This window comes from Herbaspirillum robiniae (genome assembly GCF_002213415.1).
Taxonomy (GTDB): Bacteria; Pseudomonadota; Gammaproteobacteria; order Burkholderiales; family Burkholderiaceae_D; genus Herbaspirillum; species Herbaspirillum robiniae.
This window is the reverse complement of sequence record NZ_NJGU01000001.1, coordinates 316,376-342,484: the sequence shown is the minus strand read 5'-3', so window position 1 is coordinate 342,484 and position 26,109 is coordinate 316,376. Positions and strand designations below refer to the sequence as shown.

The 26,109-nt window shown below is 66.8% G+C and carries 21 protein-coding genes; 9 read left to right on the top strand and 12 right to left on the bottom strand.

Annotation, left to right across the window (positions count from 1 at the left end):
* Nucleotides 1-240: 240 nt before the first annotated feature.
* Genes CEJ42_RS01400 through nadC form a run of 3 tightly spaced genes read left to right on the top strand, consistent with a single transcriptional unit; the run spans nt 241 to nt 3,909 of the window.
* A complete protein-coding gene (locus CEJ42_RS01400) occupies nt 241-1,842 on the top strand; it encodes an ABC-F family ATPase (protein WP_088749832.1) in 1,602 nt (533 codons plus the stop codon).
* A 22-nt stretch (nt 1,843-1,864) separates the two neighbouring features.
* Nucleotides 1,865-3,004: a quinolinate synthase NadA gene (gene nadA, locus CEJ42_RS01395; protein WP_079215082.1), complete on the top strand. Its 1,140-nt coding sequence runs from the start codon at nt 1,865-1,867 to the stop codon at nt 3,002-3,004.
* On the top strand, nt 3,001-3,909 hold the full coding sequence (gene nadC, locus CEJ42_RS01390; protein ID WP_079215081.1) for a carboxylating nicotinate-nucleotide diphosphorylase: 909 nt from the start codon (nt 3,001-3,003) through the stop codon (nt 3,907-3,909). The genes nadA and nadC overlap by 4 nt, the downstream gene beginning before the upstream one ends.
* A 70-nt stretch (nt 3,910-3,979) precedes the next feature.
* Here the strand turns inward: nadC and CEJ42_RS01385 are convergent, their stop codons facing one another.
* The 3 genes from CEJ42_RS01385 to CEJ42_RS01375 all read right to left on the bottom strand — a co-directional run bounded on the left by CEJ42_RS01385 (nt 3,980) and on the right by CEJ42_RS01375 (nt 8,103).
* Nucleotides 3,980-6,490: a TonB-dependent siderophore receptor gene (locus tag CEJ42_RS01385; protein ID WP_088749831.1), complete on the bottom strand. Its 2,511-nt coding sequence runs from the start codon at nt 6,488-6,490 to the stop codon at nt 3,980-3,982.
* Nucleotides 6,491-6,598: 108 nt separating this feature from the next.
* Nucleotides 6,599-7,579, bottom strand: coding sequence for a FecR domain-containing protein (locus CEJ42_RS01380; RefSeq protein ID WP_088749830.1), 981 nt, complete (start codon nt 7,577-7,579; stop codon nt 6,599-6,601).
* A 2-nt stretch (nt 7,580-7,581) separates the two neighbouring features.
* A complete protein-coding gene (locus tag CEJ42_RS01375; protein ID WP_088749829.1) occupies nt 7,582-8,103 on the bottom strand; it encodes a sigma-70 family RNA polymerase sigma factor in 522 nt (173 codons plus the stop codon).
* Between the two features lie 228 nt (nt 8,104-8,331).
* On the opposite strand from CEJ42_RS01375, the gene CEJ42_RS01370 reads away from it, so the two are divergent.
* Both CEJ42_RS01370 and CEJ42_RS01365 read left to right on the top strand, forming a co-directional pair.
* Nucleotides 8,332-9,636: an MASE1 domain-containing protein gene (locus tag CEJ42_RS01370; RefSeq protein ID WP_088749828.1), complete on the top strand. Its 1,305-nt coding sequence runs from the start codon at nt 8,332-8,334 to the stop codon at nt 9,634-9,636.
* On the top strand, nt 9,636-10,457 hold the full coding sequence (locus CEJ42_RS01365) for an alpha/beta hydrolase (RefSeq protein ID WP_079215076.1): 822 nt from the start codon (nt 9,636-9,638) through the stop codon (nt 10,455-10,457). Before CEJ42_RS01370 ends, CEJ42_RS01365 begins: the two co-directional genes overlap by 1 nt.
* A gap of 19 nt (nt 10,458-10,476) precedes the next feature.
* Here CEJ42_RS01365 and CEJ42_RS01360 read toward each other — a convergent pair whose 3' ends face one another.
* The 3 genes from CEJ42_RS01360 to nadB all read right to left on the bottom strand — a co-directional run bounded on the left by CEJ42_RS01360 (nt 10,477) and on the right by nadB (nt 14,985).
* Nucleotides 10,477-12,783 carry a patatin-like phospholipase family protein gene (locus CEJ42_RS01360; RefSeq protein ID WP_420840737.1) on the bottom strand — a complete coding sequence of 769 codons (2,307 nt, stop codon included), beginning with the start codon at nt 12,781-12,783 and terminating at the stop codon, nt 10,477-10,479.
* Between the two features lie 209 nt (nt 12,784-12,992).
* The gene (locus CEJ42_RS01355) at nt 12,993-13,271 is read right to left on the bottom strand and encodes a putative quinol monooxygenase (RefSeq protein WP_079215075.1); all 279 of its coding nucleotides are present in this window, start codon (nt 13,269-13,271) and stop codon (nt 12,993-12,995) included.
* Nucleotides 13,272-13,380: 109 nt separating this feature from the next.
* Nucleotides 13,381-14,985 carry an L-aspartate oxidase gene (gene nadB, locus CEJ42_RS01350; protein WP_088749827.1) on the bottom strand — a complete coding sequence of 535 codons (1,605 nt, stop codon included), beginning with the start codon at nt 14,983-14,985 and terminating at the stop codon, nt 13,381-13,383.
* Here nadB and CEJ42_RS24375 point away from each other — a divergent pair.
* Nucleotides 14,984-15,259 (top strand): hypothetical protein, encoded by a 276-nt coding sequence (locus CEJ42_RS24375; RefSeq protein ID WP_129587658.1) that lies wholly within the window; start codon nt 14,984-14,986, stop codon nt 15,257-15,259. The two genes, nadB and CEJ42_RS24375, sit on opposite strands and share 2 nt — an antisense overlap.
* On the opposite strand, the gene purT is transcribed toward CEJ42_RS24375, so the two are convergent.
* The 4 genes from purT to CEJ42_RS01330 all read right to left on the bottom strand — a co-directional run bounded on the left by purT (nt 15,246) and on the right by CEJ42_RS01330 (nt 19,770).
* The gene (purT, locus tag CEJ42_RS01345; RefSeq protein WP_079215073.1) at nt 15,246-16,457 is read right to left on the bottom strand and encodes a formate-dependent phosphoribosylglycinamide formyltransferase; all 1,212 of its coding nucleotides are present in this window, start codon (nt 16,455-16,457) and stop codon (nt 15,246-15,248) included. The two genes, CEJ42_RS24375 and purT, sit on opposite strands and share 14 nt — an antisense overlap.
* Before the next feature lie 302 nt (nt 16,458-16,759).
* Nucleotides 16,760-17,068: an AtuA-related protein gene (locus CEJ42_RS01340; RefSeq protein WP_088749826.1), complete on the bottom strand. Its 309-nt coding sequence runs from the start codon at nt 17,066-17,068 to the stop codon at nt 16,760-16,762.
* Between the two features lies 1 nt (nt 17,069).
* A complete protein-coding gene (locus CEJ42_RS01335) occupies nt 17,070-18,434 on the bottom strand; it encodes an acyclic terpene utilization AtuA family protein (protein ID WP_088749825.1) in 1,365 nt (454 codons plus the stop codon).
* A gap of 34 nt (nt 18,435-18,468) precedes the next feature.
* Complete coding sequence (locus CEJ42_RS01330; RefSeq protein WP_079215070.1) at nt 18,469-19,770, bottom strand: CitMHS family transporter; 1,302 nt, start codon at nt 19,768-19,770, stop codon at nt 18,469-18,471.
* A 183-nt stretch (nt 19,771-19,953) separates the two neighbouring features.
* Between CEJ42_RS01330 and CEJ42_RS01325 the strand changes: the two genes are divergently transcribed.
* Nucleotides 19,954-20,880, top strand: a complete 927-nt coding sequence (locus tag CEJ42_RS01325; protein WP_079215069.1) for a LysR family transcriptional regulator — start codon at nt 19,954-19,956, stop codon at nt 20,878-20,880.
* Nucleotides 20,881-20,977: 97 nt separating this feature from the next.
* Here CEJ42_RS01325 and CEJ42_RS01320 read toward each other — a convergent pair whose 3' ends face one another.
* On the bottom strand, nt 20,978-22,642 hold the full coding sequence (locus CEJ42_RS01320) for an MFS transporter (protein ID WP_079215068.1): 1,665 nt from the start codon (nt 22,640-22,642) through the stop codon (nt 20,978-20,980).
* A gap of 340 nt (nt 22,643-22,982) precedes the next feature.
* Complete coding sequence (locus CEJ42_RS01315; RefSeq protein WP_088749824.1) at nt 22,983-23,873, bottom strand: LysR family transcriptional regulator; 891 nt, start codon at nt 23,871-23,873, stop codon at nt 22,983-22,985.
* 141 nt (nt 23,874-24,014) lie between these two features.
* Between CEJ42_RS01315 and leuC the strand changes: the two genes are divergently transcribed.
* Together leuC and leuD are read left to right on the top strand one after the other, a co-directional pair.
* Nucleotides 24,015-25,436, top strand: a complete 1,422-nt coding sequence (leuC, locus tag CEJ42_RS01310; RefSeq protein WP_088750193.1) for a 3-isopropylmalate dehydratase large subunit — start codon at nt 24,015-24,017, stop codon at nt 25,434-25,436.
* A complete protein-coding gene (gene leuD / locus CEJ42_RS01305; RefSeq protein ID WP_088749823.1) occupies nt 25,423-26,061 on the top strand; it encodes a 3-isopropylmalate dehydratase small subunit in 639 nt (212 codons plus the stop codon). Before leuC ends, leuD begins: the two co-directional genes overlap by 14 nt.
* The last annotated feature ends 48 nt before the right edge of the window (nt 26,062-26,109 follow it).

The window sequence follows — 26,109 nt, the reverse complement described above, 5'->3', positions numbered from 1 at the left end:
GTTCGATGTCGTTGCGGTAAAGCGGCTTGGAGCGCAGCCGCGGCGCTAAAAATCCCCGGCATTGTATTTCAGGCAAGCGGCGGGCCGCATTTTTGCTTGTCAAATGGCAATAAAACTCCGGCCGGCGAGGCTGCAGGTCAAGCCGCGCCCGGCTCTCAGTGGTAAAATCGATGGTTTCGCGTACCGCGGCTTTCGCATCGATTTTCGTACGCAGGTTTCATTTTAGAAAAGGTTTTCGCAGTGCTATCCACCGCAAATATCACCATGCAGTTCGGCGCCAAGCCGTTGTTTGAAAATATCTCCGTCAAATTCGGCGACGGCAACCGTTATGGCCTGATCGGCGCCAACGGCTGCGGCAAGTCGACCTTCATGAAGATCCTCGGCGGCGACCTGGAACCCTCGGCCGGCAACGTCAGCCTGGACACCAACGAGCGCCTGGGCAAGCTGCGCCAGGACCAGTTCGCGTATGAAGAGATGCGCGTGCTGGACGTGGTGATGATGGGCCACGTCGAGATGTGGGCGGCGATGTCCGAGCGCGATGCGATCTACGCCAATCCGGATGCCACCGACGACGACTACATGAAGGCCGCCGACCTGGAAGCCAAGTTCGCCGAGTACGACGGCTATACCGCCGAAGCGCGCGCCGGCGAGCTGCTGCTGGGCGTGGGTGTGCCCATCGAACAGCACCAGGGCCCGATGAGCAACGTCGCGCCCGGCTGGAAGCTGCGCGTGCTGCTGGCGCAGGCGCTGTTCTCCAACCCCGACATCCTGCTGCTGGACGAACCGACCAACAACCTGGACATCGACACCATCCGCTGGCTGGAGAACGTGCTCAACGAGCGCAACTCCACCATGATCATCATTTCCCACGATCGCCACTTCCTCAACCAGGTCTGCACCCACATGGCCGACATGGACTACGGCACGCTGAAGGTCTATCCGGGCAACTACGACGAATACATGCTGGCCTCGTCGCAGGCGCGCGCGCAGCAGCTGGCGGTCAACGCCAAGGCCAAGGAAAAGGTCGCCGAACTGCAGGACTTCGTGCGCCGCTTCTCGGCCAACAAGTCCAAGGCGCGCCAGGCCACCTCCCGCGCCAAGCAGATCGAGAAGATCAAGGTCGAGGACGTCAAGCCGTCTTCCCGCGTGAACCCCTTCGTGCGTTTCGAAGGCGAGAAGAAGCTGCACCGCCTGGCCGTTGAGACCGTGGGCATCACCAAGACCTACGACCGCGACATCTTCAAGAACTTCAGCATCATGGTCGAAGCCGGCGAGAAGATCGCCATCATCGGCGCCAACGGCGCCGGCAAGACGACCCTGCTGCGCACCATCGGCGGCGAAGTGGCCGGCGACGTGCATCCCGACCACGGCCAGGTGAAGTGGGCCGAGAACGCCAACCCCGGCTACATGCCGCAGGATCCGACCGAGGAATTCGCCAAGGGCGAGACCCTGACCGACTGGATGGGCCAGTGGACGCAAGAAGGCGACGACGACCAGGCCGTGCGCGGCATCCTGGGCCGCCTGCTGTTCTCCGGCGACGACGTGAAGAAGTCGGTCAAGGTGCTGTCCGGCGGCGAGAAGGGCCGCATGATGTACGGCAAGCTGATGCTGGGCCGCCACAACGTGCTGCTGATGGACGAGCCGACCAACCACATGGACATGGAGTCGATCGAGTCGCTCAACATCGCGCTGGAAAAATACGCCGGCACGCTGGTCTTCGTGTCGCACGACCGTGAATTCGTCTCCTCGCTGGCCACCCGCATCCTCGAGGTGAAGGACGGCAAGGTGATCGACTTCCAGGGCAACTACGAAGACTACCTGGCCAGCCAGGGCATCGAATAATCGCGGAGCAACAGCCAACGCCATGCAAGCGACAGCAACGAAGGTCGTCGAATTCGAACGGCCGCAAATGGAGACCGGCGGCAGCTGCACCGCCAACGCCTGGGCCAAGGTGCCGCCGACGCCCAGTCCTGAAGAGCGCGCCAGCCTGAAGGCGCGCATCAAGCAGCTGTTGAAGGAAAAGCAAGCGGTGCTGGTGTCGCATTACTATGTCGACGCCGACCTGCAGGACCTGGCCGAGGAAACCGGCGGCTGCGTGTCCGACTCGCTGGAGATGGCGCGTTTCGGACGCGACCACGCGGCCCAGACCCTGGTGGTGGCCGGCGTGCGCTTCATGGGCGAGACGGCCAAGATTCTGAGCCCGGAAAAGCGCATCCTGATGCCGGACCTGGACGCCACCTGTTCGCTCGACCTGGGGTGCGACGCGGCCGAGTTCGCGGCCTTCTGCGACCAGCATCCGGACCGCACCGTGGTGGTCTACGCCAACACCAGCGCCGCCGTGAAGGCGCGCGCCGACTGGATGGTGACCTCGGGCATCGGCCTGGAGATCGTGCAGCACCTGCATGCCCAGGGCAAGAAGATCCTGTGGGCGCCCGACAAGCACCTGGGCGGCTACATCCAGAAGCAGACCGGCGCCGACATGCTGTTGTGGCAGGGGTCCTGCCTGGTGCACGACGAGTTCAAGGGCGTCGAGCTGGAGCTCATGCGTGCCGAGCATCCCGAGGCCCTGGTGCTGGTGCACCCGGAGTCGCCGGAGGCGGTGGTGGCGCTGGCCGACGTGGTCGGTTCCACCTCGCAGCTGATTGCGGCGGTGCAGGCTTCCAGCGCGCCGTCGTTCATCGTCGCCACCGACAACGGCATCCTGCACAAGATGCGTACGGCCGCGCCGGGCAAGCTCTTCATCGACGCGCCCACGGCCGGCAACAGCGCCACCTGCAAGAGCTGCGCGCATTGCCCGTGGATGGCGATGAACGGCTTGCAGAATCTGCTTCACGTATTGGAAACCGGAGCCAACGAGATTCACGTCGACCCCGCGGTCGGCAAACAAGCCGTGGTCTGCATCGACCGCATGCTGGATTTCGCAGCCAGGAAGAAAGCCAAGGCGTTGCCCACCGGCCGCCTTGAAGACGAACAGCAACTGTTTGCAGGAATCGGCCCAGCATGACACTCCACGCGATCAAGACAGGCGCCAGCATCAGCGCCGTAAGCACTCTGGACAACCCCTACGCGCCGTTCGACCCGGCGCTGCACGCGGCCTTCGACGCCAACGTCAACCAGGCCATCGCCGAGGACGTGGGCGATTGCGACTACACCGGGCTGCTGGTGCCCGAGAATGAGTTCGTCATCGCGCGCGTGATCGTGCGCGAGCAGGCCGTGCTGTGCGGCGCGCCCTGGTTCGAGGCCGTCATGGTGCGGCTGGACCCGCGCCTGCAGGTCAGCTGGCGCTATGCCGAGGGCGACCTGATGCAGCCCGACACCGAGGTCTGCACCATCGAAGGCCCGGCGCGCGCCTTGCTCACTGCCGAACGCGGCGCGCTGAACTTCCTGCAGCTGCTCTCGGGCGTGGCCACGGCCACCCGCCGCTACGTGGACGTGGTGGCCGGCACCCGCGCCAGCATCCTCGATACCCGCAAGACGCTGCCCGGCCTGCGCCTGGCGCAGAAGTACGCGGTGCGCGTGGGCGGCGGCGCCAACCAGCGCCTGGCGCTGTACGACGGCATCCTGATCAAGGAAAACCACATCGCCGCCGCCGGCGGCATCACCGCGGCCGTGGGCGCGGCGCACAAGCTCAATGCCGGCGTCACCATCCAGGTCGAGGTCGAGAACATCGCCGAGCTCAACGAGGCGCTGGCCGCCGGCGCCGAGTCGGTGCTGCTGGACAACTTCTCGCTGGAGATGATGCGCGAAGCGGTGGCGCTGAACGCCGGGCGCGCCGTTCTGGAAGCCTCGGGCGGCATCAACATGGATACCGTGCGCGCCATCGCCGAGACCGGCGTGGACCGCATTTCCATCGGCAGCCTGACCAAGGACATCCGGGCGGCCGACTTCTCGCTGCGCGTGGTCGGCTGACGCAGCCTGCACCCATGAAAAAAGCCCGTCACGCGAACCGTGACGGGCTTTTTGCTTTGCGGCGCCGGGCTCAGAACTTGTAGTTCGCCTTCAGCCAGGTGTTGCGCGGATTGCCGTAGGTGTAGCCGTTGTAGCCGCCCAGCCCGGTGTAGTAGTACTTGTCGGTCAGGTTCTCGACGTTGAGCGACAGGCTCAGCTGCGGCGACACCTCGTAGCGCGCCATCAGGCCCACCAGCGTCAGGCCGCCCTGGTAGGCGGTCTGGTTGCTGTAGGTCTCCACATACGAAATCCCGCTCTGGTAAGACAGGCTGCCGCCGACCGTCAGCTTCGACAGCGCGCCCGGCAAGCGGTAGCTGGTGGCCAGCCGGAACATGCGCTGCGGGTAGTTGGTGTTCATCAGCACGTTCTTGCTGGTGAACTTGGCGCTGTAGGTATAGCCGGCCATGAGCTGCCAGCCGCGCGCCAGTTCGCCCGAGATGGTGGTCTCGAAGCCGCGCGTCCTGGCGCCGTTGACGGCGCGATAGGGCGTGGTGCCGTCGGGCAGCGCGCCGGCGCCGGTATCGAGTTCGGTGGCGTTGTCTTCCTCCACCTCGAACACGGCGAAGCTGGTATTGAGCTTGCCGCCCATGTGCTCGCCCTTCACGCCGAACTCGAGGTTGGTGCCGCGCTTGGGATCGATGATCTGGTTGCTGGCGTTGCGCACCGTGTTGGGCTGGAAGATGTTGGTGTAGCTGGTGTAGGCCGACCAGGTGTCGTCGAGGTCGTAGACGATGCCGCCGTACGGTGTGAAGACCGCGCTCTCGTGGCCCGAGCTGCTGGCCACCGCGCGGCCGTTGGCCCCGCTTTGCCAGCTGCGGCTGACGAGGTCGTTGTCGTACCAGGACAGGCGGCTGCCGATGATGATGGACAAGGCGTCGGTGGGCTTGAAGCGCAGCGCGCCGTAGACCGCCTTTTCCTCGGTCACGCCGCTGAACTGGTTGATCGGATAGCGGAAGTCCGGCTGCGCCACGGCGCCCAGGTTGACGATGTTGACCGCCTGGCGGTCCACCGTGTTGAGCAGCCGGCTGTAGTTGCCGTAGTCATAGGCGTAGCGGTTGTAGTTGGCGCCCAGCACCGCGGTATGGCTGCGGCCGAACAGGCTGAAGGGGCCGGTGGCGTAGACGTCCAGCGCACGGGTGACGGAGGTGGCCGGGTTGTTGGACACCTGCACCGTGCCCATGTTGGTGGCGGCGTTGATGTTGCCCGGGTAGAGCCAGATGTCGGCGCTGTAGCGGTCGCGGTCATTGGTGATGAGGGCGGCGTCCACCTTCAGGCGCCAGTCGTTCTCGAAATGGTGGTCGAGGTTGACGAAGTAGCGCTGGGTATCCATGTTCCAGGTGCTCCAGGGCGAGCTCGAGCTGAACGAACGCGGCAGGCTGGTGGGCGAGCCGTTGGCGTAGAACAGCGGACTTTGCCCGAAGTTGGCGCCCTTGATCGCGGTGCGCTGGTATTCCACGCCGGCCGACAGCAGCGTGTCGCGCGAGAGGTCGGCCTCGACGATGCCGTAGAACACGTCTTCGCTCTGCTTCTTGCTGTCGGTGAAGCTGCCGCCGTCGGAATGCGAGGCGACCACGCGGCCGCGCACGGTGCCGGCTTCGTTGAGCCGGCTGCTGAGGTCGGCTTCCATGCTGTAGCGGTTCCAGCTGCCAACACCCGCGCCGACATGGCCGGAGAAGTCGGCGGTGGGGCGCTTGCGCACCAGGTTGACCGAGCCGCCGGGCGAGCCGGAGCCGTTGAGCAGGCCGGCCGCGCCGCGCACCACCTCGATGCGGTCATAGACCTGCATGCTGGCCATGCTGGTTTCGCCGGCCACGCTGTTGAAGGAAAGCGTGGGCACGCCGTCGATCATGGTGTTGAGCGCGAAGCCGCGCGAGGAAAAGCTCACGCGCTCGTCCAGTCGGTCGGCGACGATGCCGGGCGTCTGGCGCAGCACGTCGTTCAGGGTCAGCAGGTTCTGGTCTTCGATCTGCTGGCGCGTGATGACGCTGACCGACTGCGGCGTCTCGCGCAGCGACAGCGGCATGCGGGTGGCGGCGCCGGTGGCGCGGGTGGTGTAGGAGCCGCTGCCTTCGGTCAACGTGCCGGCCTCGGCCTGGGCGGTGATGGTCACCGCCGGCAGCGCCTGCGGCGCCTGGGCGCCGGCGGTGGCGCGGCGCAGCGTGAAGCTGCCGTCGGCGCGGCCGACGATCTCCAGCCCGCTGCCGGCCAGCAGCCGCGTCGCGGCCTCGCGCATGCTCATCTGGCCCGACACCGCAGGGCCTGACTTGCCGTCGGTCAGCGCCGGCTCGAACGACAGCGCGATGCCGGAGGCCAGCGCGAACGAGGACAGGTTGCGTCCCAGTGGGCCGGCCGGGATGTCGTAGCTGCGCCGGGCGCTGTCGTTCAGGGTCGGCGCATCGGCATCGGCGGCGTGCGCGGTGCCGTGCCAGGCAGCGCACACGGTGCAGGCGAGCAGGGCGGCGAAGGCCGGCGCCGTGAGGCGCAAGCGTAACGGGGGCTGGCGCAGGGAGCGCGCGCGCAGGCGGTCTGGCTGGGGATGCATCGGGCGGATCCTTTCAATGGAAGAAGGTGGTTTCACTTCCATTGCCAGCCAGGATCGAAAAAAGTATCAGCGGATGGCGAAAAATAATTTCCGGCGCGCGGCAAACCATCAACTCCGCGCCGACAGCGTCACCCAGTAGCCGCCGAAGCGGCGCATGGCCTGGACCGGGTAGGTCGAGACCAGCATGCTGAGGATCTGGTCCGGCTGGTCCAGCGGGAAGGTGCCGGACACGCGCAGCTCGGCCACGTCCGGCTCGCAGCGCAGCAGGCCGGGCCTGTGGCGCGCCAGCTCGGCCGTGAAATCGGCCAGGCGCATGTTGTCGGCCAGCAGCATGCCCTGCGTCCAGGCGTCGTCGGCTGCGCCGGCGGGCTGCAGGGCGTCGATGGCGTCGGCCGAAAACGTGGCCTTGCTGCCGGCCGGCACGGTCAGCCAGGCCGAAGCCGGCAGGCGGCGCGGCTCGATGCGTACGGCGTGCTCGAACACCGCCAGCCGGCTGCGGCCGTCGTCCTGCCGCACCGAGAAGCGCGTGCCCAGCGCCTGCAGCATGCCCTCGGCGGTCTCCACGTAGAACGGGCGCGGCGATGCGGCCGTATCCGGGGCGGTGGTGACCATGATCTCGCCGCTGCGCAGCCGGAGCAGCCGGCGCTGTCCGTCGAAGCGCACGTCGATGGCGCTGCCGCTGTTGAGCATGACGCGGGTGCCGTCGGCCAGGCGGATGTCGCGTCGCTGGCCGGTGGCGGTGCGGTGGTCGGCTGTCAGGCCGCTGTCTTGCAGCGTGCGCCAGCCCAGCCAGGCAGCCGGAACCGCGGCGATCAGGCCGGCCAGCTTGGCCAGCGCCGCCCGCCGCGCCGGCGCGGTCGGGCGCTGCAGGACCGGCATGGCCAGTTCGGGAGGAAGCGTGCCGAGCTTGTTCATCAGCGCCTCGGCGCGGGCCCAGGCGCGGGCATGTTCAGGGCTGGCGTTTTGCCAGATGCGGCAGTCCCGGCGGTCGGCCTCGGAGGCGTTGCCGTCGTGCAGGCGCACCAGCCATTCGGCCGCCTGGTCGAGGATGCGGGCGTCGATGGCGCCGGCGCTGGAGTGGCCGCGCATGCTCATTCCATCAGCGTGAGGCAGGCCAGGAAGGCCTGCTTCATGTAGCGCTTGACGCTGATCAGCGAGCAGCCCAGGCGCTCGGCGATTTCCTCGTACTTCAGCCCCTCCAGTTGCGACAGCAGGAAGGCGTTCTTGGCCCGCGCGGGCAGGGTGTCGAGCATGGCGTCGACCTGGGCCAGGGTTTCCAGGATGATGTGCTGGTGTTCCGCCGAGGGCGCCTGGGCTTCGGGCAGCAGGGCCAGCGCCTCCAGGAAGCTGGTTTCCAGCGCGCGGCGCTGGTACCAGTTGACCAGGATGCCGCGGGCGACGGTCGTCAGGTAGGCGCGCGGCTCGTTGATGTCGGCTACCCTGCGTCCGGCCAGCACGCGCAGGAAGGTGTCGTGGGCCAGGTCGGCGGCGTCGAAGGCGTTGCCCAGCTTGCCGCGCAGCCATTGATGCAGCCAGCCGTGATGCTGCGTGTAGAGCAGGCTGAAGTCGGCTGCGGGAGCGCGGTCGGAGACGCTGATGTCGGGGGCGGCCATCGATGTCAAACTTTAATGAGAATTGTTCGCATTTTACACATATGGCCTTGATCTGCACACATGTAAGGAAGATGCGCCGCGGCAAGCGCCTGCTAAAATTGCGCGCAGCTGCCGCGTGACCGTAGTAAGCGGCAACAGGTGGCAATAGGCGTCAACAAGCGACGGCTATACGCGGCATATTGCGGCACATCGCGGCAAACCACGCACCGCCTTCATCTCCGGGGACCCATGGTGAAATCAAATTATCTCGTCGCGCCGCTGGCGTGGGCTGTCGTCTATTTCCTGTTCGGCTTCACCTCGCATGAGCTCAACGGCGCCTTCATCGCCAGCGGCTACATCTGGCTGCCGGCCGGCATCACGGTCGGCGCGCTGCTGCTCACGCCCACGGCGCGCTGGTTCCCGCTGCTGGTGCTGCTGGTGGCCGCCCAGGTCTTGCTGGGCTGGGTCGAGCAGCGCGACCTGCTGCGCATGATGCTGTTCTCGCTGGACGAAATCGGCGTGGCCGCGATCGCCGTGTGGCTGGTGCGGCGCGCCCCGTTCCCGATGGAGGGGCTGTTCTTCGTGCGCGGCCTGCTGATGATAGGCGTGGGCGCCAGCGTGGTCAGCGGCCTGTTCGGCGCCGCGTGGTTCCAGCTGACCCAGGGCCAGCCGTTCTGGCAGACGCTGCGCATCTGGGCCATGTCCGACCTGGTGGGCATCCTGATCATGACGCCGGTGCTGGCCGGCTGGTCGCAGTTTCGCGCCACCCGCTCGGGCGGCATCGCGCGCACCGAATTCCTGCTTGGCCTGGGCTCGTTCATCGCGATGGTGGTCTCGGCCTACCTGGCCTTCGATAGCGACATCGACCGGCTGGTGTTCGACGTCAGCTTCTCGACCAGCTACGTGCCGCTGTTCTTCATCGCGCTGGTGACGATCCTCTGGGGCGGCCGCGGCGGCGCGCTGTCGGTGGTGGTGCTCTCGCTCATGGCCTTCGTCTACAACTCCCTGGGCCGCGGGCCCTTCGTCGAGCTGGTGCAGCTGCATTCCAGCAATGCCTTGCTGGAGCTGCAGGTCTACCTGGCGGTGGCGTCGCTGCTGTCGCTGCTCATCAGCGCGCTCAAGACCACGCGCGAGCAGTTGCACGAGGATGTCGCGCGCTGGAAAACCGAGGTCGAACTGTCGCTGTCGGCCAGCCGGCAGCTGGCCTATACGCTCGATCCGCAGCAACTCACCTTCACCTGGAGCGGCGATGTCGAGGCCCTGCTGGGCCGTCCGGCGGCGCAGCTGCGCACGCTGGACCAGGTGCTGGCGCTGGTGTCTCCGCTGGACCAGGCGCGCCTGCGCCGGCGCCTGCTCGATGGCGGCGACACCGCCGACGGCGCTGACGGCGACGAGCGCGCCGACATGCCGTTCCGGCTCGACGGCAGCGGCGCGGTGGTGCTCGACGCCAGCCGCAGCCTGCTCGATGCCGAGGACCAGCTGGCGCTGGTGGCCGGCGTCTGGCGCTTCACCGACGCAGGGGATGCGCCAACGCCCGCAGGCCGGAGCGCGTAATGAGCGGCCGTGTCGGCGCCTTGCTCATCCACGGGCTGGGCGGCACCCAGTACGACCTGGGCTCGATGCACAAGATCCTGGCCAAGGCCGGGGTGGAGACGCACGCCATCACGCTGGCCGGCCACGGCACCACGCCCGAAGACCTGGCCGGCGTGCGCGCCGAGCAATGGATAGACGCCGTGGTGGCGCAGTACCGCGAGCTGCAGCCGCAGTACGACCAGCTGCACATCATGGGCATGTGCATGGGCGCGCTGGTGGCGCTGGTGCTGGCCGAGCGCGTGCAGCACGGTCCGGCGCAGGGCAAGCTGGTCACGCTGGCGCCGCCGATCTATATCGACGGCTGGTCCACGCCCTGGTATGCCGCGCTGCGCAAGCTGTTCTACTTCATCCCGGGCCTGGCCACGCGCATGAAGGTGGAGGAGGGCGAGCCCTTCGGCATCAAGAACACGCTGGTGCGCGCGGTGGTGAAGGCCAAGTTCGAACGCGGCGACAACTTCCATTACCGCTGGGTGCCGCTGATCTGCGTGAAGCAGGTCGACCGCCTGCGCGGCTGGGCCATGGCGGGCGCGAAGAACATCAAGGCCAGCGCGCTGGTGGTGCATGCCCGCGAGGACGAGCTGACCAGCCTGCGTTCGGCGGAATTCCTCAGGGAGCAGATCGCCGATACGCGCGTGGTGGTGCTGGAAAACAGCTATCACATGATCTGCGTGGACAACGACCGCGACCAGGTCGCCAACAGCGTGCTCGAATTCTTCGGTTATCCGCCCCAGGAAGTCCGCGTGCGGCGTCGCGAACGCGCCGCGGCCGCGGCGCCGGAGTAAGCCCGCGCCGGGGCGCGCCTCAGAATACCCGTCCCAGCTGCATGTAGACGTTCCACACGCCGCGCTGCCCCACGGCGACGCCGAAGTAGATCGGCCCGACCGCGCTGTTGCCGCCCAGGAAAACGCTGGCGCTGGTCTTGTAGGGCCCGTCGCCGAAATTGTCCCTGGACTGCCAGACGTTGCCCGCCTCCAGGCTGGTGCCCAGCACCGGATTGCGCAGGCCGGCCAGGCTGTACTGGTTGAGGTCGCGCAGCCAGGTGACACGGCCATATAACAGGTAGTTGCCGGAGAACTGGTCCGGCGCATAGGCCGACAGGCGCTGGAAGCCGCCCAGCGTGAATCCTATGCCGCTGCTGCCGGGGCTGGCTTCGTTGGCCGACAGGCTGCGGGCGCCTTCCAGGGCGATGTTGATGGTGTTGAGCCCGCTGCCGAAGGCCCACAGCGTCTTGGCCTGTACGTCGGAGTAGCGCGCGTCGCTGCCGCCGAAACCGTGGTTGGCCTCGGCGTAGATGTAGTAGCCCTTGCGCGGGAACAGCACATCGTCCAGCTGATCGATGGTCAGCCGCACACGGGCCGCGGGCTGGCCGTCGCTGCCGCTGGGCAGCGACTGGCCGTAGTCGTAAGTGGGGGAATAGCTCTGGTGCCGGTAGTTCACGCCCAGGCGCACCTCGCCCAGGCGCGCCAGCGGCAGGCCCAGGTCGACGCCGGCGATGGCGGTGTCGATGCGGTATTCGTTGAGCGGGGACGCCTTCACATCGCTGCCGTCCAGGTAGTAGTCCAGGTAGCGCCGGCTGAGCTCCACATAGGGCGCCACATAGGCGCCGGTGCTGCCCCACACCGGCTGGCGCAATTCGCTCTGCAGGCTCATGCGGGTATTGCCCAGCACCAGGTCGTTGCGCCACTCCAGCCCGCTGGCGTTCATCCACGGGTAGCGGTGGCCGATCTGCAGGTTGTAGCCGCCGCGGCCGTTGAAACTGTTGGACAGGCCCAGGCCGAACAGCAGGTATTGCGGCCCCCAGGATTTCTCTTCCGCATCCACCACCAGCACGTTGCGCCCGTCGCGGGTGACCATCTCCTGCGTCACGCCGTTGAAGTCGCCGTTGGTCGACAGCGCCGACAGCTGGCGATTGAGCTCGGCGCCGTCATAGACGTCGCCTTCCTTCACGGTCAGCTTGCCGCGCACGTAATCGGCCGGGATGTGCGCGCCGCTGCGGACCTCGATGGCGTCGATGCGGGTGCCCTTGGCCAGCGCGCTGCCGTTGCGCGCGCGCTCGGCCAGGTAGGCCTGCCATTGCGAGGGCGGCAGCGACAGCTCGGTGAGGCGCGCGCTCTGGCGTTGCGCGGCATCCCAGCCGGCGTTGACGCCATCCTTGCCGCGCGCGAAATCGGTGAAGGAGATGCCCGCCAGCTGCGGCTCGACCAGCACGTCGCGCGCGCCCAGGAGGGCCTTCTGCGCCTGCACGTTCTGCTGGATCAGGATGCCCACCATCTGCTGCGCCACCGCCGTGGGCGATTGCAGCGCCGCGGCGTCCTGCAGCGGCGTGGCGATATTGACGGCGATCACCACGTCGGCGCCCATCTCCCGCGCCGTCTGCACCGGCAGGTTGCTCACCAGGCCGCCGTCGACCAGGGTGCGCTCCCCCACGCGAAACGGCGCGAACAGGCCGGGCACGGCCATGCTGGCGCGCATGGCGCGCGGCAGCGAGCCTTCGCCCATTTCCACCTTGGTGCCCTGGCTCAGGTCGGTGGCCACCGCCCGGAACGGGATGGGCAAACGGTTGAAGTCGATGTTGGCCGGCAGCTGGGCGGTCCAGTTCTGCAGCAGCGTCAGCAGGTTGTTGCCCTGGACCAGGCCGGGCGCGAGCTTGAGTTTGCCTTCGTCGTAGCCGGCCGAGATCGAGATCGGATACTGGTATTCGTCCTCACGCTGCGATTGCGGCAGCTGGGCGCGGTCATTGCGGTCGAAGGCGATGTCCGACAGGTTGGTCGCCGACAGGCGATGCTCCAGTTCCTCGGCCGACAGGCCGCTGGCGTACAGGCCGCCGATCAGCGCGCCCATGCTGGTGCCGGCGATGCAGTCGACCGGCACATGCAGTTTCTCCAGGTATTGCAGCACGCCCAGGTGGGCATAGCCGCGCGCGCCGCCGCCCGAGAGCACCAGGCAGATGCGGGGGCGCTTCTGGCCGGGCTGTGTCGCCTGGGGCAGCGATGGCTCATCGGCCCGGGCCGCTGGGGCGACACCGGATGCGAGCAGCAGGGCGGCGACGGCCGCAAGAAGGGACAGGCGCGCTCGGGGGCGCGCGTAGGCAAAAGAAGACCGTTGCACGGGCTGGCGTTCCGCAATGGATTAAAGGTGATATGGGGGCGATCAAGGTGCGGGCGGCATACCAATCAATATGCCAATACGCCCGGGCGATCGATGGCGGATATTACACCAGCGCCCGGGGGCGGCGGCAAGCCGGCAGGCGGGAAATAGGCCCGGGTCGGAAGGATCCCCGAGCGCGGCGATTCAGGAGTAATGCTCAGGAGTAATGCTCAGGAGTAATAGGCCCCGCTGGGCGCCTCGGCGAGGAACACCTTGGCCTGGCGGATGCTCTCCGGCGTCACGTGCGACAGCGATTCGCGATGCGCTTCGATGCTGTCCCAGGTTTCCACGATCACGATACGAGACGGATCGGCATGGTCCTGCAGCAGCTCGCAGGACTGGCAGCCGGCCGAGGCGCGGATCGCCGGCAGAATGCCGGCCAGGAAGTTCTTCAGGTCGGCGGCGTGATGCTCGCGCGCCCGGAAGTTGTTGATGCGGGTGATGCTCATGATGATCTCCCTGGCGCTGGCGGCCTTGACCCTTGCTGAAATGCTAGTCGCCGCACGCCTCGCCTGGCAAGGACAATCCATGTTGCAGGGCGTCACCCGCGCACGGCGGCTAGGCGTCCTTGCCGGGCAGGATGGTCGGCGTGGCGCGCGGCAGGGTGCGCGGATAGTCCTGGCTGAAATGCAGGCCGCGGCTTTCCTTGCGCGTCAGCGCGCTGGCCACGATCAGCTGGGCCACGTCGACCAGGTTGCGCAATTCCAGCAGGTCGCGCGAGATGCGGAAGTTGGCGTAGTACTCGGCGATCTCTTCCTTGAGCAGCGCGATGCGGTGCTGGGCGCGTTCCAGCCGCTTGTCGGTGCGCACGATGCTGACGTAGTTCCACATGAAGCGGCGCAGCTCGTCCCAGTTGTGGGCGATCACCACTTCCTCGTCGGCGTCGGTGACGCGGCTTTCGTCCCAGGCCGGCACATCGGCGACGCTCCGGTCGGCGGCCAGTCCCTGCTCGATGTCGGCCGCCGCCGAGCGTCCCAGCACCAGGCATTCCAGCAGCGAGTTGCTGGCCAGCCGGTTGGCGCCGTGTAGGCCGGTGTAGGCGGTCTCGCCGACCGCGTGCAGGCCGGGCAGGTCGGTGCGGCCGGCCATGTCGGTGACCACGCCGCCGCAGGTGTAGTGCGCCGCCGGCACCACCGGAATCGGCTGTCGGGTGATGTCGATGCCGAACTCCAGGCAGCGCGCCATGATGGTCGGGAAGTGTTCGCGGATGAATTCCGGGCTCTGGTGGCTGATGTCGAGGTCGACATGGTCGAGGCCGCGCTTTTTCATCTCGAAGTCGATGGCGCGCGCCACGATGTCGCGCGGCGCCAGTTCGGCGCGTTCGTCATGTTCCGGCATGAAGCGGGTGCCGGCGGCGGCGCCGGCCGACGGCGGCAGCTTCAGCAACGCCCCTTCGCCGCGCAGCGCTTCGCTGATCAGGAAGGACTTGGCGTAAGGGTGGTAGAGGCAGGTCGGGTGGAACTGGATGAACTCCATGTTGGCCACGCGGCAGCCCGCGCGCCAGGCCATGGCGATGCCGTCGCCGGTGGCCGAGTCGGGGTTGGAGGTGTACAGGTAGACCTTGCCGGCGCCGCCGGTGGCCAGCACCGTGCGCGCCGCCGCGATGGCCAGCACCCGGCCGGCGCGCGTGTCCTGCACGTACAGTCCCAGGCAGCGCGGTTCGGCCTGGGGATCGAGCTTGCGCGAGTGGATCAGGTCGATGGCGCAGTGATGCTCCAGCAGCGTGATGTTGGGATGGGCGCGCACGCGCTGCTCCAGCGTCACCTGCACCGCATGGCCGGTGGCGTCGGCGGCGTGGATGATGCGGCGCTGGCTGTGGCCGCCTTCGCGCGTCAGGTGGTAGCCCAGTTCGGCGCTGGCGTCGCGCGTGAACGGCACGCCTTGCGCGATCAGCCACTCGATGGCCTCGCGGCCGTGTTCGACGATGTAGCGCGTGGCGCCTTCGTCGCATAGTCCCGCGCCGGCCACCAGGGTGTCGTCGATGTGCTGGTCATGGCTGTCGCCGGAGTCGAGCACGGCGGCGATGCCGCCCTGGGCCCAGTTGCTGGCGCCGTCGAGCAGTTCGCCCTTGGAGATGACGACGACCTTGTGCTTTTCGGCGAGGTGGAGTGCAACAGAAAGACCGGCCAGACCGCTGCCGATGATGGCGACATCGAACTTCATGATCGTGAGCAACACTGCTGTTGTGGTGGGAGGCGCTGATTATACCCAGCGTTGGCGAGAGAACTGTTTATATCGTTTTGATGAGCGGCATGGACGCGGCCTGATAAGCCTCCGTCATGCCGGCGCAGGCCGGGGGCTGATTTTGATCGGCACGACGAAACGCAGATCGCCCATGCCCCGGCGCATTGCCGCTGCAGACAAAAGAAAACCGGGTCCCGACCTGCATCGGAACCCGGCTCTGGAACTGCGCGACCTAAGGCTTATTCCGGAATGACCGGCTTCACCTTGGCCGCAGCCTGCTTGGCGCGGATGCGCGCGGCTTCGATGTTTTCGCCGGAGGCCAGCGCCACGCCCATGCGGCGGCGCTGGAAGGATTCCGGCTTGCCGAACAGGCGGATGTCGGCGCCGGGAATGCGCAGCGCGTCGGCCACGCCGTCGAAGGCGATGGCGCGGGCGTCGTGCTGGCCGTAGATCACGGCGGAAGCACCCGGGGTCTTCAGCGCGGTGTTCACCGGCAGGCCCAGGATAGCCTTGGCGTGCAGTTCGAATTCGCTCTGCACCTGGCTGACCATGGTCACCATGCCGGTGTCGTGCGGACGCGGGCTGACTTCGGAGAACCAGACCATGTCGCCCTTGACGAACAGCTCCACGCCGAACAGGCCCAGGCCGCCGAGGTTCTCGGTGACCTTGCGGGCGATGTCGCGGGCCTTTTCCAGCGCGGCCGACGGCATCGGGTGCGGCTGCCAGGATTCGACGTAGTCGCCCTTGACCTGCACGTGGCCGATGGGTTCGCAGAAGCTGGTGACGGTCTCGCCGTTTTCGTTGAGCGAGCGCACCGTCAGCAGGGTGATTTCGTAGTCGAAGTCGATGAAGCCTTCCACGATCACGCGGCCGGCATCGACGCGGCCGCCGGCGGCGGCGTAGTTCCAGGCGGCTTCGATCTCGTCGGGGCCGTCGATCTTGGACTGGCCCTTGCCCGACGACGACATCACCGGCTTGATCACGCAGGGGAAACCGATCTGGCCGATGGCGGCCTTCAGTTCTTCCAGGCTGTCGGCGAAGCGATAGGGCGAGGTGGCCAGGCTCAGCGTCTCGCCGGCCAGGCGGCGGATGCCTTCGCGGTTCATGGTCAGCCAGGCGGCGCGGGCGGTGGGGATGACGCGGGCTTTGCCGGCTTCTTCCAGCTTGACCAAGGTTTCGGTGGCGATGGCCTCGATCTCGGGCACGATCAGGTCAGGCTGTTCCTTCTCGATCAGCGCGGCCAGGGCAGCGCCGTCGGTCATGTTGATCACGTGGGCGCGGTGCGCGACCTGGTGGCCGGGCGCATTCTCATAGCGGTCCACTGCGATCACTTCCACGCCCAGGCGCTGCAGGGAAATGATGACTTCCTTGCCGAGTTCGCCGGAGCCTAGCAGCATGACCTTGGTAGCTGTCGGGGAAAGCGGGGTGCCGAGTCGGGTTGGTTTTTTCATAAGGGGAGAAGGATCAGCAGGGCGCTGATGCGGTGCGAGAAATAAATAACCGGCGGACGATACCAAATCTTGCCCCGTTTGGACAGCCGCAATGACCGCAGTTGCAGTGGATGGGAAACGGCAATTTATTGCCTATATTTCCACCATGCAATGAATGAGGCGAGCCGCGTGGCGGCGCATCGCATAACATCCCTCTTTGCGCCCGCAACGGTCGATAAAATCGATCAACGGCGTCAAGGCCGGGCGTCATCCAATGCGCAGGGCCTGCTCCGCCGCTATTGAAAGCCGGCGGATCATCGGAATTATTTTTCGCCCAGATGCAAATTCAGCATGGCGCCCGACAGCGATTTGCCGTGCGCGTCCAGCGCCAGCGACCGCGTCACGCCGCCGCCGAGCGCGTGGCGCATCACGAAGTTGAGCGCGCCCAGGTGCGGCAGCGCATGGCGCACCACCTCGCCGTGCACCACGCCGGCGAAATGTGCGCGCACGCGCTCGGCGGTCAGTTCGCGCTCCAGCAGCGCATAGTCTTCCTGGCGATAGGTGATCACCGAGATGTTGGAGATGTCGCCTTTGTCGCCGGCGCGGGAATGGGCGATGTCACGCAGCAGCATGTCAGCTCTCCTCGAAATGAACGGATGTCCTGGCCAGCTCGCGCGGCAGCAGCATCGACAGCACCGCGATCACTTCGCGTGCCGACTTGGTGGCGCCGCCGCCGCCGGCGGGGCCGTTGGTGTAGAGCGTCTCGACTTCGTTGCCGATGCGCACCGCTTCCTTCATCGTCGCCGTGCGGCCGGCCACGCGGGCCCGTACTTCGAACGGTTCGGGCGCGGCGGCGGACATCTCGGCGCCGCAGATGGCGTTCACGCCGATCAGGTCGAAGCGCAGCTCATCGGCCTGTACGCCGGTCAGCTGCAGGCGCTCGCGCACGATCTCCAGCGCCAGCTGCGCGCGCGCCAGCGCGCCGGGACCGGCGTAGGAAATCTGGCCTTCGCCGGTGAAGCTGTCGCGGTAACCCAGCGTGGTCTTGAGCGTGGCGGTGCGCGGCCGGCCGCGGCCACCGGAGACGGCGACGCGGTCCGGGCCGATCTCGGCGATCTGCGCCTGCGAGAAGTCGGCCACCACATCCGGCGTGAAGTAGCTGCGCGGGTCGTGCAGCTCGTAGAGCAGTTGTTCCTTGCAGGTCTGCGCCGTGACCTGGCCGCCCGAGCCCGGCACCTTGGTGATCACCGCGCTGCCGTCGGCGCTGACTTCGCCGATTGGAAATCCCAGCCGCGCCAGTCCGGCCACGTCCTTCTTGCCGGGGTCGGCGAAATAGCCGCCGGTGACCTGGCCGGCGCATTCCAGCAGATGGCCTACCAGCGTGCCCTGGCCCAGCTTGTCCCAGTCGTCTGCGGCCCAGCCGAATTCATGCACCAGCGGCGCCAGCACCAGCGCCGGGTCGGCCACGCGGCCGGTGACCACGACATCGGCGCCGCCTTGCAGCGCCTCGACGATGGGAGCGATGCCCAGGTAGGCGTTGGCCGAGATCAGGCGCTCGCCCAGCGAGGCGACCGGCTGGCCGTTGTCTTCGATGGCGAAACCGGAGTCCCTGACCACCTGCAGCACGTCGTCGCCGCTGACGGCGGCGACCTTCAGCTGCGGCAGGCCGAGCTCGCGGGCGATCTCGCGGATACGGCGCGCGGCGGCCAGCGGATTGGCCGCGCCCATGTTGGTGACGATGCGGATGCCCTTGTCGGCGCAGGTCTTCAGCACCGCATGCATGCGTTCGGCCAGCAGCGGGTCGTAGCCCTTGTCCGGATCCGCCAGGCGCGCCTGCTGGCCGATGGCGATGGTGCGTTCGGCCAGGCATTCGAAGATCAGGTAATCGAGGTCGCCTTTTTCGGCCAGCTCGGCGGCCGGCTCGATGCGGTCGCCCGAGTAGCCGGCGCCGGCGCCGATGCGCACGACGCGTCCCTTGGTGTCAGTGGTGCCGTTCATGGCGATTGAACTCCTTGTTGCTTTGCGTGCCGCCTCAGAACAGCGGGAACAGTCCCAGCACGACGCAGGCGATGGTCATCACGATCGACGCGCCGAACAGGAAGGGGATGGTGTACTTCTGGTGGTCGGCCAGTTCGATGCCGGCCAGGCCACATACGAGGAAGGTAGCCGGCGTGAGCGGGCTGACCGGGAAGCCGGTGGTCATCTGGCCCAGCAGCGCCGCCTGCGCCACCTGGATGGTGGGCACGCCCAGCATGTGGCTGACCTCGGCGATCACCGGCAGCACGCCGAAGTAGAACGAGTCCGGGTCGAACAGCAGCGACAGCGGCATCGACAGCACGCCCAGCACTACCGGGATGTGGCCGGCCATCTCGGGCGGCACGAAGCCCACGGCGGTCTTGGCCATGGCGCTGAGCATGCCGGACTTGGTCATGATGCCGGTGAAGACGCCGGCGGCGAACAGGATACTGGCCATCAGCAGCGCCGCCTTGGCGTGGGCGTCGATGCGCTCGCGCTGCATGTTGACGTCGCGGTAGTTGATCATCAGCGCCAGCACCACGCCGATCATGAACATCACCACCGGATCGATCTTGCCGCTGATCATCACGCCCAGCACGAACACCGTCAGCACGATGTTGATCCAGAAGTTCTGCGGGCGGCGGATCTTCTGCTGCGCTTCGGTCAGCTCATGCTGCTGCACGAAGCTGACGCTCGATCCCTTGCCCAGGCCGAGGCGGCGCTCTTCCTTCAGGCCCAGCAGGTAAGAGGCGATGAACACGAAGGCCAGGCCCACCAGCTGCACCGGGATCAGCGGCGTGAAGATGTCCGACACCGGGATGTGCAGCGCGGCCGAGGCGCGGATCATCGGGCCGGTCCAGGGCAGGAAGTTCACGCCGGCGGCCAGCGACGCCACGCAGGCCAGGATGCGCTTGTCGATGCCCAGGCGGTCGTACAGCGGCAGCATGGCCGGGATGGTGATCAGGAAAGTCACCGCGCCCGAGCCGTCCAGGTGGATCAGCAGCGCCAGCAGGGCGGTGCCGGGCACGATGCGGGTGGGGCGGCTGCCGACGGTCTTGAGGATGCGGCTGATGATGGGGTCCAGCATGCCGGCGTCGGTGACGATGCCGAAGAACAGGATGGCGAACACGAACATGCCGGCCACCGGCGCAATCGAAGTGACGCCGGCGACGATGAATTTCGAGGTTTGCAGGCCGAAGCCGCCGATCAGCGCGGCGACGATGGGAATGGCGATCAGCGCCACCAGCGGCGACATCTTCTTGGTGAGGATGGCCGTAAACAAAAGGACGATCGTGATAAAGCCGAGCAGGGCTAGCATGCGTGTCTCCGGGTTCTGGTTCGATTTTTTCTTCGCCGTTCCGCCTTCCCGCTTTATTGTTCGATCCTCGTGCGGAGGTAGGGCAGATTCGGAGCGAGTGTAGGTTTGCGCCGATTTTGTTGTAAAGTTGATTTTTTCGATCAATTGATCTGATTTTCAAATCAATCCCGCCCGCTCCGCGTTATGCAAACCAATATCTCGACCCGGCTGCTGCAGGCCTTCCTGGCGCTGGCCGATTGCCGCCATTTCGGCCACGCGGCCGAACGCTGCCACGTCTCGCAATCGGCCTTCAGCGTCATGATCCAGAAGCTGGAAGCGGCCGCCGGCGCGCGCCTGTTCGAGCGCGACACGCGCAACGTCACCTTGACGCCCGAGGGCGAGCTGTTCGTGGAAGTGGCGCGCCAGCTGGTGGCCGACATCGAGTCGGCGTTCTCCAACATGAGCGACTACGTGGCGCGCCGCAAGGGGCGAGTGGCGATCGCCGCCTTGCCGTCGCTGGCGGCCGGCTGGCTGCCGCCGGTGCTGGCCGATTACCGCTCGCGCTATCCCGGCGTGCAGGTGGAGCTGTTCGACGCCATCTCCGACCAGTGCCTGGACCTGCTGCGCCACGGCAAGGCCGACATCGCGCTGACCGCGCCGGGGACCAACCTGACCGAATTCGATACCGATCCCCTGTGCTCCGACCCGTTCTACCTGGTCTGCCGCAAGGACCACAAGCTGGCCGGCAAACGCCGCATCAAGGTGGCGCAGCTGGCCGGCTGCGAACTGATCCACCTGGCGCGCTCGACCAGCGTGCGCCAGCACCTGGAGGCCATGCTGCATCCCAGCGGCACGGTAAATACCGGATTGGAGGTGGAGCACCTGGCTACCGTGGCGGCGCTGATCGAGAGCGGCCTGGGCGTATCGGTGGTGCCGGAGCTGACGCTGTTCCAGTTCCGCCTGCCCAACCTGGTGGCGATCCCGCTGGACGCGCCCGAGCTGGTGCGTCCGCTGCTGATCGTCACGCCCAAGGAGCGCAGCCTGTCGATTGCCGCGCAGGGCTTGCTGGCGCTGGTGCGGGAGAAAGCGGGGCGAGCCGAGAAGCCGGCGCCGAAAACGCGCCGCCCATGAAAAAAGGCCGTCCGGATCCGAAGTCCCGAACGGCCCAAGCTTGAAGGAATACTGCAGCGGCCGGCCGCCGCATGGCGGCGGTGGCGGCCGGTTCCGCTTACTCGGCGGAGATGTTGTTGTGGACGGTTTCCTTGACGAAGAACAGGCCGATCACGAAGGTCGCCAGGGCGATTACGATCGGATACCACAGGCCGTAGTAGATGTCGCCCTTGTAGGCCACCAGCGCGAAGGAGGTGGTGGGCAGCAGGCCGCCGAACCAGCCGTTGCCGATGTGGTAGGGCATCGACATCGAGGTGTAACGGATGCGGGTGGGGAACATCTCCACCAGGGCGGCGGCGATCGGGCCGTACACCATGGTCACGTACAGCACCAGGATGAACAGCAGCAGCAGGACCATGGGCTTGTTGATCTGGTCGGGATCGGCCTTGGTCGGATAGCCGGCGGCCTTGATGTCGTCAGCCAGTTCCTTGGACAGCGCCTTGTCCTTGGCGGCGGCGTCTTCCTTGGACAGGCCGGCGGCGTCATAGGAGGTGATGACCTTGTCGCCGATCTTGATGGTGGCCACCGAACCTGCCGGGCCGGCCACGTTCTCGTAGTTCACCGATGCGGCCGACAGCTTGGCCTTGGCGATGTCGCACGAGGAGGTGAACTTCTTGGTGCCGGTCGGGTTGAACTGGAACTGGCAGCTGGCCGGATCCGCGGTCACGACCACCGGCGCCTTTTGCAGCGCGGCTTCCAGCGCCGGGTTGGCGAAGTGGGTCAGGCCGTTGAAGATCGGGAAGTAGGTCAGCGCGGCGATCAGGCAACCACCCAGGATGATGGGCTTGCGACCGATCCGGTCGGACAGCGAACCGAAGAACAGGAAGAACGGGGTCGCCAGCAGCAGGGCGGCTGCGATCAGGATGTTGGCGGTGGCGCCGTCAACCTTCAGCGACTGGGTCAGGAAGAACAGCGAGTAGAACTGGCCGGTGTACCACACCACGGCCTGGCCGGCGGTCAGGCCCACCAGCGCCAGGATCACCAGCTTCAGGTTCTTCCACTGGCCGAAGGCTTCGGTCAGCGGCGCCTTGGAACCCTTGCCCTCGGACTTCATCTTCAGGAAGGCCGGCGACTCGTTCATGGACATGCGGATCCACACCGAGATGGCCAGCAGCAGGATGGAGACCAGGAAGGGAATGCGCCAGCCCCATTCGGCGAAGGCGGCTTCGCCCACCGAGGTGCGCACGCCCAGGATCACCAGCAGCGACAGGAACAGGCCCAGCGTCGCAGTGGTCTGGATCCATGCGGTGAAGGCGCCGCGGCGGCCTTCAGGCGCGTGCTCGGCCACGTAGGTGGCAGCGCCGCCGTACTCGCCGCCCAGCGCCAGGCCTTGCAGGATGCGCAGGATGATCAGGATGATCGGAGCGGTGATGCCGATGGAGTTGTAGTTGGGCAGGATGCCGACGATGAAGGTCGACGCGCCCATGATCAGGATGGTGACCAGGAAGGTGTACTTGCGTCCCACCAGGTCGCCCAGGCGGCCGAACACCAGCGCGCCGAACGGGCGCACGATGAAGCCGGCGGCGAAGGCCAGCAGCGCGAAGATGAACGCGGTGTTGGGATCGGTGCCTGCAAAGAACTGCTTGGCGATGATCGCCGCCAGCGAGCCGTACAGGTAGAAGTCATACCATTCGAAAACGGTGCCTAGCGAAGAGGCGAAAATGACTTTGCGCTCTTCGGATGTGATGCCGCGCGCAGTCGTATTGACTGATGCTGTCGTCATGCTTGTCTCCTTGGTTTTAGTAGATGGTTCGGTACATGGCCGAATGGGGCGTTATGCAAGAACGCAGCAGAGATGATGTGACCTACGCGACAGCCATCCCCGGTTTACACAACGTGCGATATTGGTTCCGCATTGCTTGCGTAATGGCCCACTTGTCCACGGCGCGAGTGTGCGACCCCAACCTTACGCAGGACTTGCTTGAAACTTACACAAGCTTACAGCCGGGCAAGGCTGGAAATGAGCTGCGGCGCAGCAAAAAGAACGCCGCAGGACGCGGCTTTGCGGGGAGGCATCCGATTTTGCGATGCAGCGATCCTGGCATCGCGCTCGCGTTTTCGCCTCAGGCGAAGCTGACGGATTTCTCGAGGAAATCGACGAACACGCGCACCTTGGCCGACAGGTTCAGGCGCTCGGGATAGACCGCGTAGATGTCGGCCGGCGGCAGGTCCCACTCGGGCAGCACGCGGCGCAGGCGGCCGGCGTCGATGTACTGCTGCACGTCCCACTGCGAGCGCAGCAGCAGGCCGTGACCATCCAGCGCCCACTGCAGCGTGGCTTCGCCGTCGTTGCTGCTCATCGCGCCGTGCACCTTCACCGTCTCGTGTCGCTTGCCGCGGCTGAGATGCCAGGTGCCGTAGGCGGTGTCGTTCTCGCGCAGCACGATGCAGCGATGGCTGCGCAGGTCGTCGGGCGACTGCGGTTCGCCGTGGCGCTCCAGGTAGGACGGGGCGCCGCACACGAAGCGCTGGTTGGCCGCCAGGCGACGCGCCACCAGGCGCGAGTCCGGCAGTTCGCCGAAGCGGATGCCGACGTCGAAGGCCGACTCGGCCAGGTTCATCGGCCGGTCGGTCAAATCCAGCTGCACCTCGACCTCGGGATACTGCCGGCGAAACGCCGACAGCGCCGGCACGATATGGCGCCGCCCGAAACCGAAGGTGGCATTCACCTTCAGCAGGCCGCGCGGCACCTCGCGGCTGCTCGACACCATGCGCTCCAGCTCCTGCACCTCTTCCAGCAGCCGCGATCCGGTGCCCAGATAGAGCTCGCCCTCCTGCGTCATGGTCAGTCGCCGCGTGGTGCGGTTGAGCAGGCGCACGCCCAGGCGCTTTTCCAGCAGGGCCAGCCGTGAGCTGACCGCCGGCGGCGTCACGCCGAGGTCGCGCGCCAGCGCCGACAGGCTGCCGTAGCGCACCAGGCGCGTGAAGAATTCAAGATCGCTGATCGGGTCCATGCGGGTCTATTGTTAAATTAAATTTAAGAATAGCTTAAAGAAGTATGAATTATGCCGCGATAGCTATGAAGTTACACTGATTTCGCCAGCAAAAGCGATGAATTCCATCGCAGGGCGCATCTGGAGGAGATCGTGGGACCAATCGAGGGAAAGACGCTTTACCGCAAGATCGTGGACAGCCATACGGTGTTGCGCGTCGATGAACAGCACGTCGCGCTCTACGCCGACCTGCACATCATGAACGAATACACCAGCCCGCAGGCCTTCGCCGGGCTGGCCGAAAAGAAGCTGCCGGTGCGCTGCCCCGAAAAGCAGATGGGCATTGTCGATCACGTGATCCCGACCCATCCGGTGGCGCGCGACGCGCGCACCATCATGATCGACGCCGCCGCCCAGCAGGCCGCCAACTTCACCCGCAATTGCCGCAAGCACGGCATCCACCTGTTCGACGTGCAGGACCGCGAGCAGGGCATCGAACACGTGGTGGCGCCCGAGATCGGCCTGATCCGGCCCGGCATGGTGGTGCTGTGCGGCGACAGCCACACCACCACCTACGGCGCGCTGGGTGCGCTGGGCTTCGGCATCGGCACCTCCGAGGTGGAGCACGTGCTGGCCACCCAGACCCTGATCTATCGTGTGGCCAAAGACATGCGCATCCGCGTCGACGGCAAGCTGGCCGCCGGCGTCAGCGCCAAGGACCTGGTGCTCTACATCATCGCCCGCATCGGCGCCCAGGGCGCGCGCGGCTATGCGGTGGAATATGGCGGCAGCGCCATCGAGGCGCTGTCGGCCGAGGCCCGCATGACCTTGTGCAACATGACCGTGGAAGCCGGCGCGCGCGGCGCGCTGATCGCACCCGACGAGACCAGCGTGCGCTATGTGGCAGAACGCATCCGCGACATGCCGGGCGCGGCGATCGCCGCCGCCAGCGAGCAATGGCGCGCGCTGAAGTCGGACGCGGACGCGGTCTTCGACATCGAACACCGTTTCGACGCCACAGATGTCGCGCCCTACGTCACCTGGGGCACCAGCCCCGACCAGGCGATCCCGGTCGGCGGCCGCATCCCGGCGCTGCCGGGGGCGCCGGTGGAGCAGGCCAACGTCGCCAAGGCCCTGAACTACATGGGCCTGGACGCCGGCGCGGCCATCGACGGGCTGGCGGTCGACCATGTCTTCATCGGCTCCTGCACCAATGCCCGCATCGAAGACCTGCGCGAAGTCGCGGCCGTGGTGCGCGGACGCAAGGTGGCCGCCGGCGTACGCGCCATGGTGGTGCCGGGCTCGGGCCGCGTGCGCGAGCAGGCCGAGCGCGAAGGACTGGCCGCGGCGCTGATCGCGGCCGGCTTCGAGTGGCGCCAGCCGGGCTGCTCGATGTGCCTGGCCATGAACGACGACGTCTTGAAGCCGGGGCAGCGTTGCGCCTCGACCACCAACCGCAATTTCGAGGGGCGCCAGGGACGCGGCGCCCGGACCCACCTGATGAGTCCGGCGATGGCTGCCGCCGCCGCGCTGGCCGGCCGCATCGTCGACGTACGCAAGGAGTACCGCCATGAGCAAGCGTGACACCGTGGCCGGCATCGCCGCGCCGCTCACCATCGACAATCTCGACACCGACCAGATCATGCCCAAGCAATTCCTGCTGGGCATCGACAAGAGCGGCCTGGCGCGCGGCGTGCTGTACGACCTGCGCATGGACGGCGACGGGCAGCCGCGCCCCGGGTTCGTGCTGAACCGGCCCGAATACCGCGATGCGCGCATCCTGGTGGCCGGCGCCAACTTCGGCTGCGGCTCCAGCCGCGAGCACGCCGTGTGGGGCCTGATGCAGGCCGGCATCGAGGCAGTGATCGCGCCCAGCTTCGGCGAGATCTTCTACTTCAACGCCCAGAACAACCGGCTGCTGCTGGTGACGCTGGAGGCGCAGTCGGTGGCCGCGCTGGCCGAGACGGTCAGCCGCCCCGGCGGCGCGGAGCTGCGCATCGACCTGCAGAACCAGCGCGTGCTGGCGGCCGACGGCAGCGCCTATCCCTTCGAGCTTGCGCCGCGCCAGAAGCGCATGTTCACCGAGGGACTGGACATGATAGGCATGACCCTGGCCGATGCCGGCGCGATCGACGCCTTCGAGGCAACACACCGGGCGCAGAACCCGTGGATGCAGATCGACCTGCCGCGCCAGCAGGCCGCGGCCTGAACGCATTTCGCAGCATGCCGGCCCGCGACGGCGGGCCGGGCAATTCCA

Coding starts and splice junctions, on each gene's coding strand:
- nadA (WP_079215082.1), top strand. CDS start 1,865: ATGCAAGCGACAGCAACGAAGGTCGTCGAATTCGAACGGCCGCAAATG.
- nadC (WP_079215081.1), top strand. CDS start 3,001: ATGACACTCCACGCGATCAAGACAGGCGCCAGCATCAGCGCCGTAAGC.
- CEJ42_RS01385 (WP_088749831.1), bottom strand. CDS start 6,490: ATGCATCCCCAGCCAGACCGCCTGCGCGCGCGCTCCCTGCGCCAGCCC.
- CEJ42_RS01380 (WP_088749830.1), bottom strand. CDS start 7,579: ATGCGCGGCCACTCCAGCGCCGGCGCCATCGACGCCCGCATCCTCGAC.
- CEJ42_RS01375 (WP_088749829.1), bottom strand. CDS start 8,103: ATGGCCGCCCCCGACATCAGCGTCTCCGACCGCGCTCCCGCAGCCGAC.
- CEJ42_RS01370 (WP_088749828.1), top strand. CDS start 8,332: ATGGTGAAATCAAATTATCTCGTCGCGCCGCTGGCGTGGGCTGTCGTC.
- CEJ42_RS01365 (WP_079215076.1), top strand. CDS start 9,636: ATGAGCGGCCGTGTCGGCGCCTTGCTCATCCACGGGCTGGGCGGCACC.
- CEJ42_RS01355 (WP_079215075.1), bottom strand. CDS start 13,271: ATGAGCATCACCCGCATCAACAACTTCCGGGCGCGCGAGCATCACGCC.
- CEJ42_RS24375 (WP_129587658.1), top strand. CDS start 14,984: ATGATCGTGAGCAACACTGCTGTTGTGGTGGGAGGCGCTGATTATACC.
- nadB (WP_088749827.1), bottom strand. CDS start 14,985: ATGAAGTTCGATGTCGCCATCATCGGCAGCGGTCTGGCCGGTCTTTCT.
- purT (WP_079215073.1), bottom strand. CDS start 16,457: ATGAAAAAACCAACCCGACTCGGCACCCCGCTTTCCCCGACAGCTACC.
- CEJ42_RS01340 (WP_088749826.1), bottom strand. CDS start 17,068: ATGCTGCTGCGTGACATCGCCCATTCCCGCGCCGGCGACAAAGGCGAC.
- CEJ42_RS01335 (WP_088749825.1), bottom strand. CDS start 18,434: ATGAACGGCACCACTGACACCAAGGGACGCGTCGTGCGCATCGGCGCC.
- CEJ42_RS01330 (WP_079215070.1), bottom strand. CDS start 19,770: ATGCTAGCCCTGCTCGGCTTTATCACGATCGTCCTTTTGTTTACGGCC.
- CEJ42_RS01325 (WP_079215069.1), top strand. CDS start 19,954: ATGCAAACCAATATCTCGACCCGGCTGCTGCAGGCCTTCCTGGCGCTG.
- CEJ42_RS01320 (WP_079215068.1), bottom strand. CDS start 22,642: ATGACGACAGCATCAGTCAATACGACTGCGCGCGGCATCACATCCGAA.
- CEJ42_RS01315 (WP_088749824.1), bottom strand. CDS start 23,873: ATGGACCCGATCAGCGATCTTGAATTCTTCACGCGCCTGGTGCGCTAC.
- leuD (WP_088749823.1), top strand. CDS start 25,423: ATGAGCAAGCGTGACACCGTGGCCGGCATCGCCGCGCCGCTCACCATC.